Raw genomic sequence first — 18,276 nt, 5'->3', positions numbered from 1 at the left:
AAAGGTGGCCAAGATACCGCATATAGGTGGCAAAGGTCAGCCTGAGAATTTTGCTCATGGCTACGATCCCCGCGGCCGAATCGGTCACCAGCATAAACATCAGTTGAGTATCACATTTTATTATTGGAGCAAAAACCGGGATAATTGCGCCACATATTCGGACAGGAAGCCTCCGCCGGGCCCGAATCGAGTTGCCCTGCTGGCTTCCCAAAGACCTCTTTGCTGATCGTGGAGAGGTGACAGGCTCAAAACCAAGCAGGGTGAAGACCAATGGCCGCAAGACAGGCAGATGTAGTGCTGGTCGGTGGGGGCGTCATGAGCGCTACCCTCGGCATGATGCTCAGGCAGCTGGACCCATCACTGGACATCGTCATGGTGGAACGTCTCGATCACGTTGCCCATGAAAGCACCGATGGATGGAACAACGCAGGCACCGGCCACGCCGGGTACTGTGAACTGAATTACACCCCCGAAACCGAAGATGGCGATGTGGCCATTGAACGGGCGCTTCAGATCAACTCCTCCTTTGAAGTGTCGCTGCAGTTCTGGTCCTATCTGGTGGAACAGGGCAAGTTGCCGGAACCGACGTCGTTCATTAACCGCACGCCTCACCAGAGCTTCGTCTGGGGTGAAAAGGACGTCGCTTTCCTCAAGCGCCGCTTCGAGAAACTCAGCGCCCATCACCTGTTCCGGGAAATGGAATACACCGAATCCCCGGATGACCTGGCCGAGTGGATGCCGCTGGTGGTCAAGCACCGCGATCCCAAGCAGCCGGTGGCGGCAACGCGGATCAAGCATGGTTCGGACGTCGATTTCGGCTCTCTCACCCGCAGCATGGTCAAGTACCTGGAAAGCACGCCCAATTTTGAGCTGATGCTCAGCAGCCCGGTTCACTACCTGGCGAAGCGGGACAATGGCCGCTGGAAAGTGCGGGTGAAAGACCAGAAGACCGGTGAGGTCAAGAAACTGGAAGCCGGTTTCGTGTTTCTGGGGGCCGGTGGCGGCGCCCTGCCGATGTTGCAGAAATCCAATATTGACGAGGCTCGCGGTTACGGCGGTTTCCCGGTCAGCGGACAGTGGCTGGTCTGCCAGGAACCGGAGGTCGTCAAACAGCATCATTCCAAGGTGTACGGCAAGGCGCCGATCGGTGCGCCGCCGATGTCGGTGCCACACCTGGATACCCGCATCATCAACGGCGAGCCGGCGTTGCTGTTCGGACCGTTTGCCGGGTTCACCACCCGGTTCCTGAAGCAGGGGTCGGTGTTCGATCTGTTCGGATCGGTGAAGCCCACCAACCTGCGTCCGATGCTTTCCGTTAGCAGGACCAACATGGACCTGACCCGTTACCTGATCGGTGAGGTGTTCCAGTCCCATGCCGAGCGTGTGGCGGCCCTGCGCAACTTTTTCCCGAATGCCAAGGAGGAAAACTGGAAGCTGCAGAGTGCGGGCCAGCGGGTACAGATCATCAAGCAGACGCCCGGTGGTGGCGGTAAGCTTGAGTTCGGCACTGAAATCGTGGCGGCGAAGGACGGCTCTCTGGCGGCCCTATTGGGCGCATCCCCTGGCGCCTCCACCGCAGCACACGCGATGATTGACGTTATCGAGCGCTGTTTTGCAGGCAAGATCAAGACCGCCGAGTGGCAGGAACGCATGAAGGAAATGGTGCCTTCCTATGGTCAGTCACTGGTCGACGATGAGCCATTGCTCAGGAAGGTGCGGGACAGAACGCTGACAACGCTGCAATTGGGCTGATATACCTAATTGTTCTAACAAACCCAGAAAGCACCACGAATACTGGTTCAGTTACCAGTGTTTGCGGTGTTTTTTGCGTTTTCTCAGGGCCAGAATATTTGCCATTTGCACTGAAACCTCTAGCTTAGTAGGTACATCCCCTGAAAGGAGACGTGCCGTGAGTGAGCAAGCGTTCAACCCGGATAAAGGGTATATCGCTCCTTCGGTGAAGACCCTTATGTGATGCGGGATCTACTTAAACATCAGGAAGAACTGGATTTCTATGTATAATTCCATCAGGAATTACCAACAGTGGGTCTGGTTCAGGCCCTGAGGAAGACAGTTTGAGCGACTCCGACGCTGGCAACTCTGTACCGAGCGTTAACTTTGAAACGCTGGTGCAGAGACTGGATAATGCGATTGAAGAGCTGGAAGGTAGCCCCCCCTTTGCCAAACCCGCAAAGCTACCTGAGCTGTTTGACGTCGTCCGCCGGGTGCTGTTGCAGCCGGAGGGCTGCGCAGCCATGGTCGCGCGTGCGGAATGGCTGGAGAATGCCGGTGTCTTCCTGGGCACTGACTGGGCAGAACCCTCCATTCTTTTGCCGTTTCTGACCACCAGTGCCCTGCAAAGCCCCCAGGCGGATACCGTCATCATTGAGTCAATCAGTGAGTTGCGATTGCTGGCGGTCGCGAAAGGGGACTATTGGCACCCCTCCGTATCTTCCGAGCAGGCCCATCATTACCTGACTCAGGTGCTGGCCCTCAATCTCAGCCTGCTGTTCGGCGAGGGGGGCGAGGCTGAGCGTGAACAGGGTGAGCTGGCCCTGATCAGCCGCGGGGTCATCCAGCACGTGGCCCTTGAAATCGGCTACGAGCATGTCATCGACCGGCTGATAGAGGAAATCTGGCGTATTCTCCAGCAACGCCCGATTCAGGTCACCAGCGTTCGGCAAATGATTACCCAGATCGCCCTGTGTCGGATTGACCCGGCCATTGACCTTGGTGGTGCGGGGCAGGGCGCGGAGCGCCTGATCTCCAGTCTTTACGGTCCGACCCAGGCCTGTCGTGAAGACCCGGGCATCCCGATTTACGAGGAACGGCTGCAGTTCATGGACACCGTGGCGCTGCAGGGCGAGGCCACCGGCTTTGCCCGCTCCATGCACGACACAGGGCTGGTGTCCCCTTACCACGCAGCGTTCGTACGACACATTCTGGAAAAACAGGACACCCTGCTGACCGAGGCGCTCGGGCTCTCCAGCACCGGGCGTGACTGCCTGTTGTGCTACCGGGAACTGGTGCATGAGCTGGTGACCGAAGGCGTCTTTCCGGAGACAGCCCAGGGGTTGTATGGCCTGGCGCTGATACTGGAGCGGGGGATTCTCTACCAGCCACCGGTTGCACCGGCATTGTGGCGACAGGCTTTGCTGGCGATCTGTCCCGAGGCGCGTGAGCGCATCCAGCTGGCTTATGGTTATTCCCCACAACCCAAAGCCTGGCTGATCCAGGGGGTATTGAACATGCTTGGCCAGCCTCTGGGAGTTGGCCAGGGTAATAACCCCACCTGCCAGTCGGCCCGGGCATTGTCCATGTGGGCGTACAACGATCCCGACTATCTGCTGCAAATGGTGGCCTGGGCGGCGCGGGATAATGAAATCATCATGCACTTCGAGGGCAAACCGGTCTCATCCGCTGATAGTAGAGGCGGTGTTGCTTCGATGGTCACCCTGGACCTGGACCCTGTATCCCTGGTGGTGGTCCCGCATCTGGATCGCATCTACGCGGAAATGGGGCGCCTGTGTATTGGTCGCCCGGGGGATCCCCACCAGTGGGTGAACCCGGAATTCCATGGTTGGTCGGCTGGCCGTGGTTTTGCCATCAACGTGGACGTGGCGACCGGTAAGCTCCAGGATCTCGAAGGCTTCCTGCGCCACTTCTATGCCAGCTACCATCCGTTCTACAACGGTAACCAGCCGCTGATCCATCCGCAGCCGGCCGGCATAGCCGTCACCGACAGCGCCGCGCGATTTATCGGGTGGCACGCCATTACCATCCTGCGGGTTAACCTGGACCCGGAAGATGTGATGCGGGTGTACTTCTTCAACCCCAACAATGATAGTGGGCAGAACTGGGGTGACGGCGTGGTGGTCAGCACTGCCCGCAAGGGCGAACGGTTCGGTGAAGCCTCTCTGCCGCTTGAGCAATTTGCCTCGCGGCTGTATATCTTCCATTTCGATCCCCTGGAGCGTGGCGAGCCGGCGGGTGTTAGCGAAGAAGAACTGCAACGGGTGATCGAACGGGTACACAACAGCTGGGGGCGTGATCGGGTACCGGCTGATATTTCATTGCAGGCGGAGCCCCCGCCGTCCGAAGCGTAAGCGACCTTAAAAAGACTCATCGGATCAGGAGATTGAATGACCGCCATGGCCAGAGACAACCTCAACGGTGCCGAAATCTTTGTGCGTGCGCTCGAGAACGAAGGCGTGCGATACATCTTTGCCGTTCCCGGTGAAGAGAACCTGGACCTGCTGGAAGCGCTGCGGGAATCGGATATTCAACTGATTCTCAACCGCCATGAACAGGCGGCGGGATTCATGGCGGCCACCTATGGCCGGCTGACCGGGCACGTTGGGGTTTGCCTGTCGACCCTTGGCCCGGGGGCGACCAACCTGGTCACCGCAGCTGCCTACGCCCAACTGGGCGCCATGCCCATGATGATGATCTCCGGGCAAAAGCCGATCAAATCCTCCAAGCAGGGACTGTTCCAGATCCTCGATGTGGTGGACCTGATGCGCCCGCTGACCAAGTACACGCGCCAGATCAGTAACGCCAACACCATTCCCGCCAAGGTCAGGGAAGCGTTCCGGCTGGCCGCAGAAGAACGCCCCGGCGCGGTGCATCTGGAGTTGCCCGAGGACATTGCCTCCGAGATGACCGCGCCGGACACTCACATCTTCCAGCCCAGCGACGCCCGCCGGCCAACCGCCAGCACCAAGAGCCTGGAAATGGCCTGCGAGATGATCCGCAGCGCCCGACACCCGCTGATCATGATCGGCGCCGGAGCCAACCGCAAACGGGTATCCCAGGCGCTGATTCACCTGGTCAATGTCAGCAATATTCCATTCTTTACCACCCAGATGGGCAAAGGGGTGGTGGATGAGCGCCATCCCCGTTATCTGGGCAACGCCGCACTTTCCGCCGGGGACTTTGTGCACTGCGCCATCGACCATGCGGATCTGGTCATCAATGTGGGCCACGATGTGGTGGAAAAGCCGCCGTTTTTCATGAAACCCGGTGGCAAACAGGTCATCCACGTCAACTTCAGCGCCGCCGACGTGGACCCCGTGTACTTTCCCCAACACGAAGTGGTGGGTGATATCGCCAACAGCGTCGAATACATGGCCGAACATTGCGGTCCTTGTGGGAATCACGATTTCAGCCGTTTTATGGAGGTGAAGGCCTCGGTCGACAAGCACCTTGCGTCCTGCAGCGAGGACCCGCGGTTCCCGATCATTCCCCAGCGCATTGTCCACGACGTTCGGCAGGTCATGCCGGAAGACGGCATCATTGCCCTCGACAACGGTATGTACAAGCTCTGGTTTGCGCGTAACTATCCGGCCTACGACAACAACACCGTGCTGCTGGACAACGCCCTGGCGTCCATGGGTGCGGGCCTGCCCAGCGCGATGATGGCCGCGATGCTCTATCCCGACCTGAAAGTAATGGCGGTGTGTGGTGACGGCGGTTTCATGATGAACAGCCAGGAGCTGGAAACCGCCGTGCGCCTTAACCTGAACCTGGTGGTGCTGATTATTAACGACAATGCCTACGGCATGATCAAGTGGAAGCAGGCCCAGGAAGGCTTTCCGAATTTCGGCCTGGACTACGGCAACCCGGATTTCGTGAAATATGCGCAATCCTACGGAGCCACCGGGCACCGGGTGGCCCGCACGGAAGACCTCCTGCCCACCCTGGAGTCTGCTCTGTCCGCCGGTGGCGTCCATCTGGTGGATGTGCCGGTGGATTACAGCGAGAACAAGCGGGTATTCGATGAGGAACTGGCGGAGCTGACCTGCAACCTGTAACCGGTGTATGATCGGCAACCCGATCAGTCATCAGAGGAACGGTTGAATGGTTCGCTCCGCGTTGAAAGTTTTAGTCTGGGTGTCCGTGGTAATCCTGGTCGCCGCCTGCAGCAAGCCCAACACCCCGCAAGACGTCGCTTCCGCCTTCTGGCAGGCCATGGCCGACAACGACACCAGCGATGTGGTGGAATATTCCACGCTGGGCAGTGACAAAGGCTTCGACAGCTTCGAGCGCGACTGGGCCGACATGGTGCCTTCCTTCGGTCGCGTAGTCATTGATGGCACCGAAGCCACCATCGTCACCCGATTGCCGGCGGAGAATGCCGGTGGCAACGAGCGCCGGGAAGTGATGACGTACCTGGTCGAGACCCAGGGGCAGTGGCTGGTGGACTACGAGCGTACAGGCGAGGCCATCATGAACCCGTCCCCATTCAGCGGCCTGGTGGGGCAGATCAGCGAGCTCAGTGATCGCATCACCGCAAGCTTCTCATCCTCCTCGGACGACATGGAACAGCGTCTGAGCGACATGGCCCGCGAGCTGGAAGTCTACTCCAATGACGTCGCCCGCCGCGCGGACAAGGCCGTGAACGATTACGGCCAGGAACTCCGGGACTACATGGAAGAGCTGGAAGAATCCGTGAACCGGGCGTTGGAAGAAAACCGCCAGGCACCGGAAAGTGACCGGAAAACCCTGGAACAGGCCGCGAAGGACCTGGAAAGCGGCAGCGAAGAGCTGGCCGAACCCACGCTGGAAGCCCTGGCCAATGCGACCCATACCCTGACCGAAACCGGTCGGCGGCTAGCGGAAGTGAGCAGTGAATCCCTTGAGCGTAACCGCGATGAGTGGGCGGTCAAGCTGCGGGAGATACGTGAGCATACCGAGCAGTTCTTCAGGGACCTGCAGGAAAGCCTGAGCTCCGAAAACTAGCCCGCCGTTGCCTGACTAGAAAATCAGGTTGTCGAGAATAAGCCAGAAAGTCAGCCCGGTGACCGTGGTGGCCAGCAACGCCACCAGACCGTCCCGGGCCACAATCGCCAGTCCGAAGGCCATCAGCGCCGCTCCGCCGCCGTTGGCGCTGAAAGGCACCACCTCCATGGCCGGCATGGCCAGTGCCACCGACATGCAGATCAGCGCCATCGCATAAAGCCCCGGACCATTCACCAGAAACGTCAGTCGGGGTTTTGTCACACGATCCAGAAACCGCGCCGGCTTCTGCAGCCAGTCCACACTCTTCACCAGTTTGCCCCTGGGTACCTGCCGCCCGGAAATCCAGCTTGGCAGCCAGATCGAATGTCGCTGGAACAACAGTTGCCCCAGTGTTAATACCACCACCAGGCCAAGCAGCGTAGGCACCCCGGGAATATCCCCGATCAGCGGCGCCAGTGTGATCAGCCCGGCCAGCAACACCACCGGCCCGAACGACCGCTCCCCAACCGCCTCCAGAATCTCCGCCACCGACACCTGCTCCACGCCTTCGCCGGAGGCCCGGATACGGTCAAGGAGTTGCTTCATGGTGGTGGGGTCGTTGCCATCCTTCATAGTCAGAGTATCTCGCTTGCTGCTGATTCGGATGCTGATGATCTGCCTGGGAAATTGAAAATTACCATCCCGGTGCCTCGGAAGACAGTCACATTCTCCATCGGCATCTCGGGAAGGTGAAGGGCCTGGAATTGGCTTGAGTGCACGGAACGCGTATGGGGCGCTACTTTGTGTGGACGTGTGGTTGGTCCTGACATAAAAAAAGCCCCTGAAATCAGGGGCTTTTCGGAGAGTTTGGTGGAGACGGCGGGAATTGAACCCGCGTCCGCCAGTACTCAGCCTTGAGGTCTACATGTTTAGCGTCTCTCTATTGATTTAAGTTCAAGCGACCCGAGAGCCAGGGTGCAAGAACCGAGTTCTTTAAATCTTAGCCTCTAACCAGTGAACTCTGGTTAAAGGAGCATCCCGTAAGCGATGACGTCCTGAGATGTTGCTTCCGGGCTACGGGCGACCCGGTCAGGACGACTAGCAGCTTACGCTGCTAGTGCGTAGTTTTCGTCGTTTGCGACTATTGCGTTGCAGCTTTGGATTAACGAGATTGGCTGCCATCTCGACATGCACCCAAGGGTTCGCCACCAGCGTCGAAGCCATGTCGTCCCCTTGCCCACAGTATATGTGGCCGGTTCCTTCAACTTCAAGGACTTCCTTGTTTAGTTTTCCCGCCAGCCCGGGTGATTTGTACCTATCAACTGGCCGTTTGCGCGGTTGCGTGCTCGTTTCGCTGGAGGGCGACGTCCCTCAATTCGGCGAAACTTTCGCGGAAATAGCCCATCACCGCGTTCGGGTCGGCGTTGATGGCCCGGTCGATGGTGATGCCGAACTGCACGGTGCCGGCGTAGCTGAAAATGCTCATGCCAATACCGATGTTGCCGCTTTGTGGCACCCAGAACATGGGCTGGACGAGCTTGGCGCCAGCCAGGTAGACCGCCTCTTTGGGGCCGGGCACGTTGGTGAGCACGGCGGAGGCCTTGTTGCTCAGCAGTGCCAGCGCTCGCCGCTCGAGAATATCGGGGCCGCGGCCAAACAGGTCCAGCAGGCTGTAGGTGACCTGGGCCTGGTAGGAGCGTTTGAGGCGGTTCATGTTCTCCTGTACCTGGCGGAAGCGCATACGCGGGCAGTTCACCTCCACCGGCAGGCAGACCAGTACCAGCCCGAACTGGTTGCCGAGGGTCTCGATGGGTTGTTTCAGGGGGCGCAGGTTAAAGGGCACGGCGACGCGAATGCCGCACTCGGGGATGTGTTCACCGGTTTCCCGAAAGTGTCGTTGCAGCGCACCGGTAGCCGCGCAAAGCAGTACGTCATTGGCGGTACCCCGCAATGCCCGGGCGCAGAGTTTGACTTCCGCCAGGCTCAGGGGGTCGGCCCAGGCTACCTGTTTGCGGCCACTCAGGGGCGAGCGTAAGCCGGTCTTGGGTTCGAACCGGGCGAACCCCAGTTTGACCAGGTCCATGGCAATGTTGCCCGCTGTCGTGGCCATCTTGACGGGGTAACCCGGCTCCTTCCGCATGGAGTGCAGGAAGAGCCTGCCCTGTTCCAGGGCGGTCTGGCCACTGTCCAGCACGCGGTGGCTGAAGCGCCGCAGGCTGCTCTCCACTGAGTCGTCCGTCGATGGATGAGTGGTAGCGATCCGGCTCAGTTTGGCTTCCGGTGTGTTGTCGGTCAGGGATAACAAGACACGCACCAGCGAAATGCCATCGGCAATGCAGTGGTGAATGCGGACGATCAGGGCGCAGCCGCCCTCGTAACCGTCAATGTAGTGGATATGCCAGAGTGGTCGCCGGTGATCCATGGCTGTGCTGGCCAGATCACTGGTCAGTGACTGTAGTTCGTCCTGGTTGCCGTCGCCGGGCAGGGCGATGCGATGAATGTGGTTGTCGATGTCGAACAGCGGGTCGTCTTGCCAGTACACCCGCTCCCCCTCCTGGACGACGCGCTGGCGAAAGCGACGAAAACACAGGAAGCGTTCGTGCAGGGTGCGTTTCAGGCGCTTGAGGGAGATCGGCTGATCAAAGATCAGGACCGTTGAAATCATCATCGGGTTTGCGGGACTGTCCATGCGCAGCCAGGATTTGTCCACGGCTGACATGGCGGTTTTACTCTGGGACATGAGGCCTCCGTTCAGGATGCAATCCATTTGCCGAACGGACAACTTCGCCACGGACCTGTGGCATATCGGCGATTGGACCCAAGAGTATAGGCCGATCGGGTGAAAGGTAAAAGTGAGTGCAGATGCGACACAGATTTGCCGCATCCGGAGTCAGATGTTGGCGTCGCGCAAAATGCGCTGCTTCTGGCGGTTCCAGTCGCGTTCTTTCTCGGTGGCGCGCTTGTCGAACAGCTTCTTGCCTTTCACCAGGGCGATTTCGCATTTCACCTTGTTCTGTTTCCAGTACAGGGCCAGGGGAATGCAGGTGTAGCCGCTCTGGTTGACCTTGCCAACAATCTTGGCGATTTCCTTGGCGTGCAGCAGTAGCTTACGCGTACGCGTAGGGTCCGCAATGACGTGGGTGGACGCGGTAATCAGCGGGGTAAAGTGCGAGCCCAGCAGCCACGCCTCGCCATTCTTGAGCAGCACGTAGGCGTCCGTCAGCTGTGCCTTGCCGGCACGCAGGGATTTCACTTCCCAGCCCAGGAGGGCAAGGCCTGCCTCGAAGCGCTCTTCGATGTGATATTCGTGTTTTGCCTTCTTGTTCAGAGCAATGGTACTGCTCTGGGGTCCGGTTTTCTTTTTGCTCATGAATCGATAATCCGGGTTCGGATAAAGAATTTGCCGGGAATAATACACGCCGGGAAAGCGCGCATTGTAGCCCAGGAGTGCCAGACCGGTCACGAAATCAGCGTGATAGACCCGGTCGGTGGTCGTAGCAAGGCGGATTCATCCGCTACAATGGACGGTTCAACTCTGTCGGAATGCTGAATGTCTGCACCATACGAGACTCCCATCGGGTCCTGGACCCGTCAATCGACGTTTTTCTGGGCCGCAGTCGGCGCCACCGTGGGGCTTGCCAACCTGTGGCAGTTCCCGTACCTGGCGGGCCAGCATGGCGGCGGGCTGTTCATCCTGCTGTACCTTGCCTGCCTGTTATTGGTGACGCTGCCGCTGATGGTGACCGAATCCGCCATGGGGCGCCACTCCCGGCACGGTATTGTGCTGGCGTTGGACGGCTACATACGCAGTGCGCGCTGCTCGCGCTGGTGGATGTATGCCGGACGCCTCAGCATTATCGCGGCCTTCCTGGTGCTTTCCTATACCGCGGTGTTTGGCTCCATTGCACTGGCCTATGTGTTTTTTGGCGCGCTCGGGGTGTTCAATGGTGCGGGGCAGGCGAAAGCGACCGCTGTGCTGGCGGACCTGGTATCGGATACCCGCGACTACAGGATGTTCATGGCGTGGCACCTGTTCTTTCTTGTGCTGGTTGTCTGGGTGTCCATCCAGGGTGTGGTCAAAGGCCTGGAGCGTGTTTTCCGGGCGCTGGTGCCGGCTTCCCTGCTGTTATTGCTGGCGCTGTTTGCCCTGGCCGGGTGGCATGACCGCCTGGATGGAGCGGTGACCACGATTCTCGAGTTCCGGCCGGAAGACGTGGGTTTCGGCAGTTTCAAGGCGGCGCTGTTCCATGCTTTTTTTACACTCGGACTGGGTATGGGTGTGTGGTCCATCTTCGGCGCCTACACTCCGGTCGGGGTCAGGTTGAAACGCTCGGTGCTGGCGGTGGTGTTGATGGATACCTTGATCGCCATTCTGGCCGGTGTGCTGATTTTCGCAACGGCGACGGCGGGTAGCAGCTTTGATGGCGAGCGCGGTTTCAGCCTGTTATTTGTTTCCCTGCCGGTTGCACTGGCTCCGCTACCGGGGAGCCAGTTTATTATTGCGGCGGCGTTCCTGCTGGTGGTGCTGGTGGTGTGGACGACCTCTCTGGCGTTGCTGGAGCCGGTGATTGGCTGGTTCCGGGAGTGGACTGGCTCGCCCCGGGGCTGGTCGGCCTTTATCATGGGGGCGCTGGTGTGGTTTGCCGGCCTGGGCACGTTGCTGTCTTTCAACATCTGGGGCGACGTTCAGCTTGCGGGGGGAACGCTGTTTCGCTGGCTGGAGCTGATCACTGGCGGGCTGCTGATTCCGTTGGTGGCAATCCTGATCGCGTTGTTCACCGGGTGGTGCCTGACCCGTTCGCTGTCGTTCCGCATTCTGGGGAAGACGCCCTGGCTGTTCAGTCGTATCTGGTACTGGGTGATGCGCCTGGTGTTGCCGGTTGTGGTGGCGTTTATCGGGATCTCCTACACGCTGTTCTCGCTGGACAACCTGTGTGACAGCGGTGAGAAAACAAGGTGGTGCCGTCAGCTCAGTCCCGTGGTTGCCACCCCTGGCAAAGCGCCGGACACCAAGAGCCAGCAAGCTGACGCCCCGCAGGAGAGTGAGCCTGCGCAGCCGGCCTCCAACAGCGGTGAGGCGCGCCCCGCCAGGCATGACGACGATGCCGGGGGGGATCAGTTCCCCGAAAAAGCCCCAAAACAGGACAATATCCTTTATCATAGCGTCTGAATACGGCTGCCGCGTGACAGCGTCCGGGGCAGCGATTTCAAAGCATGTTTGATAGCAGGACAACCGGTTCCAATGCCTCATCAGATCGACAAGACAGCCCTGGTCATGCACTCCGCCGAGCGCATGTTCCATCTGGTCAACGACATTGCCCGTTACCCCGAGTTTCTGCCCTGGTGTGCCGGTGCGGAGATCCATGACCGGGACGAAGAGCAGGTTACCGCCTCCCTGGATGTAGCCAAGGGTGGTATTCGCCAGCGTCTGACCACCCGTAACCAGCTGTTCCATCCGGACACCATCGAAATGAGCCTGGTGGATGGACCGTTTCGTGATCTCACCGGTCGCTGGAATTTCAGGGCGTTGGATGACAATGCCTGCAAGGTGATTCTGACGCTGGAGTTTGAATTCTCCGGGTCGCTGTCCCGTATGACGTTTGGCCCGGTGTTCAGTCAGGCCGCCAACACCATGGTGGATGCGTTCTGCCGGCGTGCGGATATGGTCTACGCAGGAGTGGTGGAATGATTCGTGTGGAAGTCGCCTACGCCCGCCCGGACAAGCAGGAGATCATCAGCCTGGAGGTGCCGGATGGAACCACCGCGCTGGAAGCTGTCAAACAGTCAGGCATCGTGACGGTCTTTCCTGAGGTTGATCCTGAAAGCAATGACATGGGGATCTTTGGTAAGGCCATCAAGTCACCCGCCGCGCATGAACTGCGGGAGGGCGACCGGGTTGAGCTGTACCGGCCGCTGAAGATCGATCCCAAGCAGGCCCGGCTTAATCGGGCGAAGAAGAAATCCTGAACGGCCTTAGTAGGCCGGTGTTTCTTCCAGTAGCTGTGCTTCGTAGTGGGTGTACTGGTCATTGTCGTAATAGACGATGACGCGTTGTTCTTCGATGTCACCACCCCGGCGCTGGAAAGTGTAGATGTAGTACTCCCGGGAGGGGTCAACCGGGTTGACCATCAGGGGATTGCCCAGGACAGATTGCACCTGGCTGCGGGACATGCCTTCAGTCAGTGATGTCAGCTCCTCGTCGGTCAGGATATTGCCTTGCTGGACGTTGATCTTGTAAACGCCAGGAAAAGCACAACCAGACAGGATGAGAGTGAGAATGAGAGCTGTGAGCTTTTGCATCGCCGGGGGAAATCCTCTATCTTGAAATCGCCTGCCAAGGGCAGGTGTGACACGGTCTAACCGTATAAATGCGGCTTCATCATACCGGAAGCCGTGGGGCACACCAACGAGTGAATAGTAACATGTCATCTGAAAACGCCGAATTACGAAAAGTCGGTCTGAAAGTTACTCTGCCGAGAGTAAAGATTTTCAACATTCTGGAAAACTCCGAGGAACACCACCTCAGCGCAGAGGATGTGTACAAGAAGCTTCTGGAGCAAGGGGATGACGTGGGCCTGGCGACCGTTTACCGGGTTCTGACCCAGTTTGAGGCCGCCGGACTGGTGCTTCGCCACAACTTTGAAGGCGGGCACGCAGTGTTCGAAATGGCTGGTGATGATCACCACGACCACATGGTTTGTACGCAAACCGGTGAGGTCATTGAGTTCTGCGATCCCATTATCGAAGAACGCCAGAAGAAAATTGCCGAAGAGCATGGCTATGAGATCATAGATCACAGCCTGATTCTCTACGTTAAACCTATTGGTAAGTAACTTTCTTTCCGTAAGAGTAATGACCGAATAAAAAAAGGGGCGGGTGTTAACCCGCCCTAACAGCTCTCAGGGTCGAGAGGGGAATGTGCTCTGTCGCTCAGTGATGGGTTGCCTGTCCCTTGGTGAACATCTCTTTGGCATGGGCAATGGTGTGCTCGGTCATGTCGACACCGCCAAGCATTCTTGCCACTTCGCTGATCCGTCCGTGATCGTCCAGTGTTTCAATTTTCGAGAAGGTCGCGTCCTGTTCGGTAAACTTGCTGACGAACAGGTGCTGATGGCATTGGGCTGCAACCTGTGGCAAATGGGTTACGCACATGACCTGGCCATCGTTGCCCAGGGTTCTCAGCAACCGCCCGACCACTTCCGCCGTGCCGCCGCCGATACCAACATCCACTTCATCAAAGACCAGGGTAGGTGTGGTTGAGGTTTGTGCGACCACCACCTGAATGGCCAGGCTGATGCGTGACAGTTCGCCGCCGGAGGCGACTTTGGCCAGCGGGCGTGCCGGTTGGCCCGGGTTGGCGCTGACCAGGAACTCCACGTCTTCGAGTCCGTGGGGGGCAGGCTCGCCGCCGCCGGCACGATTCAGGTGGGTGACAAACTGCACTGCCGGCATGCTCAGTTGTGCCAGTTCCTCGGCGATCCTCTGGTCGAGGTTGGCGGCCGCCTGCTGGCGGGCCTCCGATAGCTGGCCGGCCAGTTCGTCGAAACGATTGCGCTGGGTTTCCAGTTCGGCTTGCAGCTGCTCAACGCTGCCTTCCCCGTCATCCAGGGAGGCCAGTTCGGCGCTCAGGCGCTGGTGCAGTTCCGGAAGTTCTTCCGGTGTGATGCGGTGCTTTCTGGCCATCTGGTAGATGGCGCTCAGGCGCTCTTCCACCTCGGTCAGCCGTGCGGGGTCGGCCTCGTAATCCTCGACAAAGCGGCGCAGGTTGTCTCCAGCTTCGCTGATCTGGATCTGTGCCTCGTTCAGCATCTGGATGGTGTCCGCCAGCGCAGGCACTTCGGTGGGCAGGTGTTCCAGTTGCTGCAGCGCCTGGCGAACCAGGTCTGCGGCGCTGTTGTCTTCTTCCGTGCAGAGCAGGGCGGCTTGCTGGCTGTTCTGGAGCACAGTGTCGGCGTGACTCAGCTGTTCCTGTTCCTGTTCCAGGCTTGCCTGCTCGCCTTCTTCCAGCGCCATGCGGTCCAGTTCCTCCACCTGATAACGGAGCAGTTGCAGCCGGGCTTCGGCCTCGTCGGCGTTTTGCTGGCGTTCGTTCAGGCGCTGACGGGTCTTGCTCCAGATCTTCCAGGCATCGCGGGTGTCGGCAGCGAGGGTTTCCACGCCGGCGTATTCATCCAGCAGTTTGCGATGGGTTTCCTTGCGAAGCAGGGACTGGTGCTGGTGCTGGCTGTGAATGTCCATCAGCAGGCTGCCCAGGTCTTTCAGGTGCGCCAGGGGGCAGGGCTGACCATTGATGTAAGCCCGTGAGCGGCCATCCTTGCTGATTACCCGGCGCAGGATGCAGTCATGTTCGTCGTCCAGCTCGTGGTGCTCCAGCCAGTTCCGGGCCTCGTCGATACGGGACACATCGAAGGAGGCGGTGATGTCGGCTCGCTTGGCACCATGGCGCACGGCGCCGGCATCGGCGCGCCCGCCCATGGCCAGTCCCAGGGCGTCCAGTACAATGGACTTGCCGGCGCCGGTTTCCCCGGTCAGCGCGGTCATGCCCTTGCTGAACTGAAGTTCGACCCTTTCAGCAATGGCGTAATTGGAAACGGTGAGCTGTGTGAGCATGCTGGTGACCTCCGCTCTGAAAAAATACTGTGGTTACATACAGTGACTGTGAATATATACAGGGTTTTACCTGTTTGCAAATTCACGGGTGTGAAATTGCGCATAAATACATTCGTTAAGGTTGAAACCGGCGCAAGGGGCCCCATATTCGTTCGCAACCCTCTTTAAACCGGCCCGACGTGGCCGGATGACATGTATAACCGGCCGTGTTTGCGGTCGCGGATGAATGACCAGGAGTAGCCATGAGTGCTGACGAGAATCGTAACGAGCAGGTTGAGGAAGAGCTGAAAGCTGCCGAGGCCGAGGCAGCGGAAGACGCTGAAAGTGATTCAGCCGGCGAGCCCTCTGAAACCGAAGCCCTGCAGGCTCAGGTTCAGGAGTATCAAGAGCAGGCGCTGCGGGCCCAGGCTGAAATGCAGAACGTTCGTCGTCGTGCCGAGCTGGATGTGGAGAAAGCCCACAAGTTTGCGCTGGAAAAGTTCGTGAAGGAACTGCTCCCGGTCGCAGACAGCCTGGAAAAGGCGGTTGAGAGCACGGAAGGTCAGGAGGCCTCCGGTGAGTTGGTGGCGTCTATCCGCGAAGGCGTGGAAATGACCCTGAACCTGTTCATGAATAGCCTCGGAAAATTCAATGTGGAGCAGGTCAACCCGGTCGGCGAGCCGTTCGACCCGCAACTGCATGAAGCCATGTCCATGGTGCCGGCGCCAGACGCCGAGCCGAACAGCGTCGTTGCGGTTGTGCAAAAGGGGTACACCCTGAACGAACGCCTGGTTCGGCCCGCAATGGTGGTCGTGGCCAAGGCCGAGGATGCACCAAAAATCGATGAACAGGCTTGAAAAGTGAATTAAGGCGCCAATATAGGCAGTAAACAGGCGGCGCCGAAAAGCATGATCGGGGCTGACGCCCGAAACAGTTTTGTCAGGCATCGGATTGGCGATGTCGCAACCGGATTGAACAAACGAATTGGAGTGAATCAATGAGCAAGATTATTGGTATCGACCTGGGAACCACGAACTCCTGTGTTGCCATCATGGATGGCGACAAGGTCAAGGTTATCGAGAACGCCGAGGGTGATCGCACCACCCCGTCGATCATCGCGTACACCGAAGACGGTGAGACCCTGGTAGGTCAGTCTGCCAAGCGTCAGGCGGTCACCAACCCGAACAACACCCTGTACGCCATCAAGCGCCTGATCGGCCGTCGTTTTGAAGACGATGTGGTTCAGAAAGATATCAAGATGGTGCCCTACAAGATCACCAAGGCTGACAACGGCGATGCCTGGGTGGAAGTGAAGGGTGAAAAGATGGCTCCGCCGCAGGTATCTGCGGAAGTCATCAAGAAGATGAAGAAGACCGCCGAGGACTACCTGGGCGAGAAAGTGACCGAAGCGGTTATCACCGTACCGGCCTACTTCAACGACAGTCAGCGTCAGGCCACCAAGGACGCCGGCAAAATCGCCGGTCTGGACGTGAAGCGGATCATCAACGAGCCGACCGCTGCGGCCCTGGCCTATGGCCTGGACAAGAAGAGCGGTGACCGTACCGTGGCTGTGTACGACCTGGGTGGTGGTACCTTCGATATTTCCATCATCGAGATTGCCGACGTGGATGGTGAGCACCAGTTCGAAGTGCTGGCTACCAACGGTGACACCTTCCTGGGTGGTGAAGACTTCGACATGAAGTTGATCGAATACCTGGCCGATCAGTTCAAGAAAGACAGCGGTATCGACCTGCGCGGCGACTCGCTGGCCATGCAGCGCCTGAAAGAGGCCGCCGAGAAGGCCAAGATCGAGCTGTCCAGCAGCCAGCAGACCGACGTCAACCTGCCGTACGTAACGGCGGATGCCAGCGGTCCCAAGCACATGAACGTGAAAGTTACCCGTGCCAAGCTGGAATCCCTGGTGGAAGAGCTGATCGAGCGCAGTCTCGCGCCGTGTCGCACCGCGCTGGACGATTCCGGTGTCAAGGTTGGCGAAATCGACGAGGTGATCCTGGTTGGCGGTCAGACCCGCATGCCGATGGTTCAGGAGAAGGTGAAGAACTTCTTCGGTAAGGAAGCCCGCAAGGACGTTAACCCGGATGAAGCCGTGGCCATGGGTGCCGCTATCCAGGCCGCCGTACTCTCCGGCGATGTAAAAGACGTTCTGCTGCTGGACGTGACTCCGCTGACCCTGGGTATCGAAACCATGGGCGGTGTGGCTACGCCGCTGATCGACAAGAACACCACCATCCCGACCAAGAAGTCGCAGACCTTCTCCACTGCGGATGACAACCAGACTGCGGTGACCATCCACGTGGTGCAGGGTGAGCGCAAGCAGGCGCAGCAGAACAAGTCCCTGGGTCGTTTCGACCTGGCCGACATTCCGCCGGCGCCGCGCGGTGTACCGCAGATCGAAGTGACCTTCGATATCGATGCCAACGGCATCCTGAACGTGTCCGCGAAGGACAAGGCGACCGGTAAGGAGCAGTCCATCGTGATCAAGGCCTCTTCCGGTCTGAACGATGACGAAATCGAGAAGATGGTGCGCGATGCCGAGGCCAACGCCGAGGAAGATCGCAAGTTCGAAGAACTGGTGCAGGTCCGTAACCAGGGTGACGCGATGGTGCACGCTGTTCGCAAGACCCTGACCGATGCCGGTGACAAGGTCAGCGACAGTGAAAAAGAGTCCATTGAGGCCTCTATCAAGGAGCTGGAAGAAGCACTGGCCGGTTCCGACAAAGAGGACATTGAGGCCAAGACCCAGAAGCTGACGGAAGTGTCTTCCGAGCTGGCTCAGAAAATGTACGCAGATCAGGCTGATCAGGCGCAGCAGGCTGGCGGGGAAGAAAGTGCCCAGGCCCAGTCTTCTGACGACGCAGTCGACGCTGAGTTCGAAGAAGTCAAAGACGACGACAAGCGGTAAATTCTGACGTACATCAGGCAGTTGGAAAACGCGGGGTTTCTCCC

The 18,276-nt window shown here is 58.8% G+C and carries 15 protein-coding genes and 1 other RNA gene; 10 read left to right on the top strand and 6 right to left on the bottom strand.

Translation table 11 applies throughout. The annotated features are described in order from the left end of the window. The first annotated feature begins 270 nt into the window (after positions 1-270). The 4 genes from mqo (at position 271) to ACJO5Y_RS12570 (ending at position 6,741) form a co-directional block, all read left to right on the top strand. Positions 271-1,752, top strand: a complete 1,482-nt coding sequence (mqo, locus tag ACJO5Y_RS12585) for a malate dehydrogenase (quinone) (RefSeq protein WP_406987622.1) — start codon at positions 271-273, stop codon at positions 1,750-1,752. Between the two features lie 323 nt (positions 1,753-2,075). Continuing rightward, entirely contained in the window at positions 2,076-4,106 is a 2,031-nt protein-coding gene (locus ACJO5Y_RS12580; protein WP_406987621.1) for a hypothetical protein, read from the top strand. Between the two features lie 36 nt (positions 4,107-4,142). Further along, positions 4,143-5,813 carry an acetolactate synthase large subunit gene (locus tag ACJO5Y_RS12575; RefSeq protein ID WP_406987620.1) on the top strand — a complete coding sequence of 557 codons (1,671 nt, stop codon included), beginning with the start codon at positions 4,143-4,145 and terminating at the stop codon, positions 5,811-5,813. 46 nt (positions 5,814-5,859) lie between these two features. Then, complete coding sequence (locus ACJO5Y_RS12570; RefSeq protein WP_406987618.1) at positions 5,860-6,741, top strand: hypothetical protein; 882 nt, start codon at positions 5,860-5,862, stop codon at positions 6,739-6,741. 15 nt (positions 6,742-6,756) lie between these two features. On the opposite strand, the gene ACJO5Y_RS12565 is transcribed toward ACJO5Y_RS12570, so the two are convergent. The 4 genes from ACJO5Y_RS12565 to smpB all read right to left on the bottom strand — a co-directional run bounded on the left by ACJO5Y_RS12565 (position 6,757) and on the right by smpB (position 10,090). Further along, a complete protein-coding gene (locus ACJO5Y_RS12565) occupies positions 6,757-7,353 on the bottom strand; it encodes an exopolysaccharide biosynthesis protein (RefSeq protein WP_406987617.1) in 597 nt (198 codons plus the stop codon). Between the two features lie 235 nt (positions 7,354-7,588). Further along, positions 7,589-7,953: a transfer-messenger RNA gene (gene ssrA, locus ACJO5Y_RS12560) on the bottom strand. Between the two features lie 85 nt (positions 7,954-8,038). After that, a complete protein-coding gene (locus tag ACJO5Y_RS12555; RefSeq protein ID WP_406987615.1) occupies positions 8,039-9,460 on the bottom strand; it encodes a wax ester/triacylglycerol synthase family O-acyltransferase in 1,422 nt (473 codons plus the stop codon). 150 nt (positions 9,461-9,610) lie between these two features. Beyond that, positions 9,611-10,090: an SsrA-binding protein SmpB gene (gene smpB / locus ACJO5Y_RS12550; protein WP_406987614.1), complete on the bottom strand. Its 480-nt coding sequence runs from the start codon at positions 10,088-10,090 to the stop codon at positions 9,611-9,613. A 180-nt stretch (positions 10,091-10,270) separates the two neighbouring features. Here smpB and ACJO5Y_RS12545 point away from each other — a divergent pair, with 180 nt between their 5' ends. The 3 genes from ACJO5Y_RS12545 (at position 10,271) to ACJO5Y_RS12535 (ending at position 12,687) form a co-directional block, all read left to right on the top strand. Then, positions 10,271-11,890, top strand: a complete 1,620-nt coding sequence (locus ACJO5Y_RS12545; RefSeq protein WP_406987613.1) for a sodium-dependent transporter — start codon at positions 10,271-10,273, stop codon at positions 11,888-11,890. Positions 11,891-11,962: 72 nt separating this feature from the next. Then, positions 11,963-12,409, top strand: coding sequence for a type II toxin-antitoxin system RatA family toxin (locus tag ACJO5Y_RS12540; protein WP_406987612.1), 447 nt, complete (start codon positions 11,963-11,965; stop codon positions 12,407-12,409). Continuing rightward, complete coding sequence (locus ACJO5Y_RS12535; protein ID WP_406987611.1) at positions 12,406-12,687, top strand: RnfH family protein; 282 nt, start codon at positions 12,406-12,408, stop codon at positions 12,685-12,687. Before ACJO5Y_RS12540 ends, ACJO5Y_RS12535 begins: the two co-directional genes overlap by 4 nt. A gap of 6 nt (positions 12,688-12,693) precedes the next feature. Here ACJO5Y_RS12535 and ACJO5Y_RS12530 read toward each other — a convergent pair whose 3' ends face one another. Next, on the bottom strand, positions 12,694-13,020 hold the full coding sequence (locus ACJO5Y_RS12530; protein WP_406987610.1) for an outer membrane protein assembly factor BamE: 327 nt from the start codon (positions 13,018-13,020) through the stop codon (positions 12,694-12,696). 122 nt (positions 13,021-13,142) lie between these two features. Here ACJO5Y_RS12530 and fur point away from each other — a divergent pair, with 122 nt between their 5' ends. Next, positions 13,143-13,553, top strand: a complete 411-nt coding sequence (gene fur, locus ACJO5Y_RS12525; protein WP_406987608.1) for a ferric iron uptake transcriptional regulator — start codon at positions 13,143-13,145, stop codon at positions 13,551-13,553. A 97-nt stretch (positions 13,554-13,650) separates the two neighbouring features. Here the strand turns inward: fur and recN are convergent, their stop codons facing one another. Then, entirely contained in the window at positions 13,651-15,330 is a 1,680-nt protein-coding gene (gene recN / locus ACJO5Y_RS12520) for a DNA repair protein RecN (RefSeq protein ID WP_406987606.1), read from the bottom strand. Between the two features lie 242 nt (positions 15,331-15,572). Between recN and grpE the strand changes: the two genes are divergently transcribed. Then, positions 15,573-16,166 (top strand): nucleotide exchange factor GrpE, encoded by a 594-nt coding sequence (gene grpE / locus ACJO5Y_RS12515; protein WP_406987605.1) that lies wholly within the window; start codon positions 15,573-15,575, stop codon positions 16,164-16,166. Positions 16,167-16,306: 140 nt separating this feature from the next. Continuing rightward, positions 16,307-18,232 (top strand): molecular chaperone DnaK, encoded by a 1,926-nt coding sequence (gene dnaK / locus ACJO5Y_RS12510; protein ID WP_406987603.1) that lies wholly within the window; start codon positions 16,307-16,309, stop codon positions 18,230-18,232. Positions 18,233-18,276: the final 44 nt, after the last annotated feature.

Origin of the sequence: Marinobacter alkalisoli (genome assembly GCF_045449855.1) — a bacterium.
Lineage (GTDB): Bacteria > Pseudomonadota > Gammaproteobacteria > Pseudomonadales > Oleiphilaceae > Marinobacter.
The sequence above is the reverse complement of the archived record's forward strand: the minus strand, read 5'-3'. Positions and strand labels throughout refer to the sequence as shown.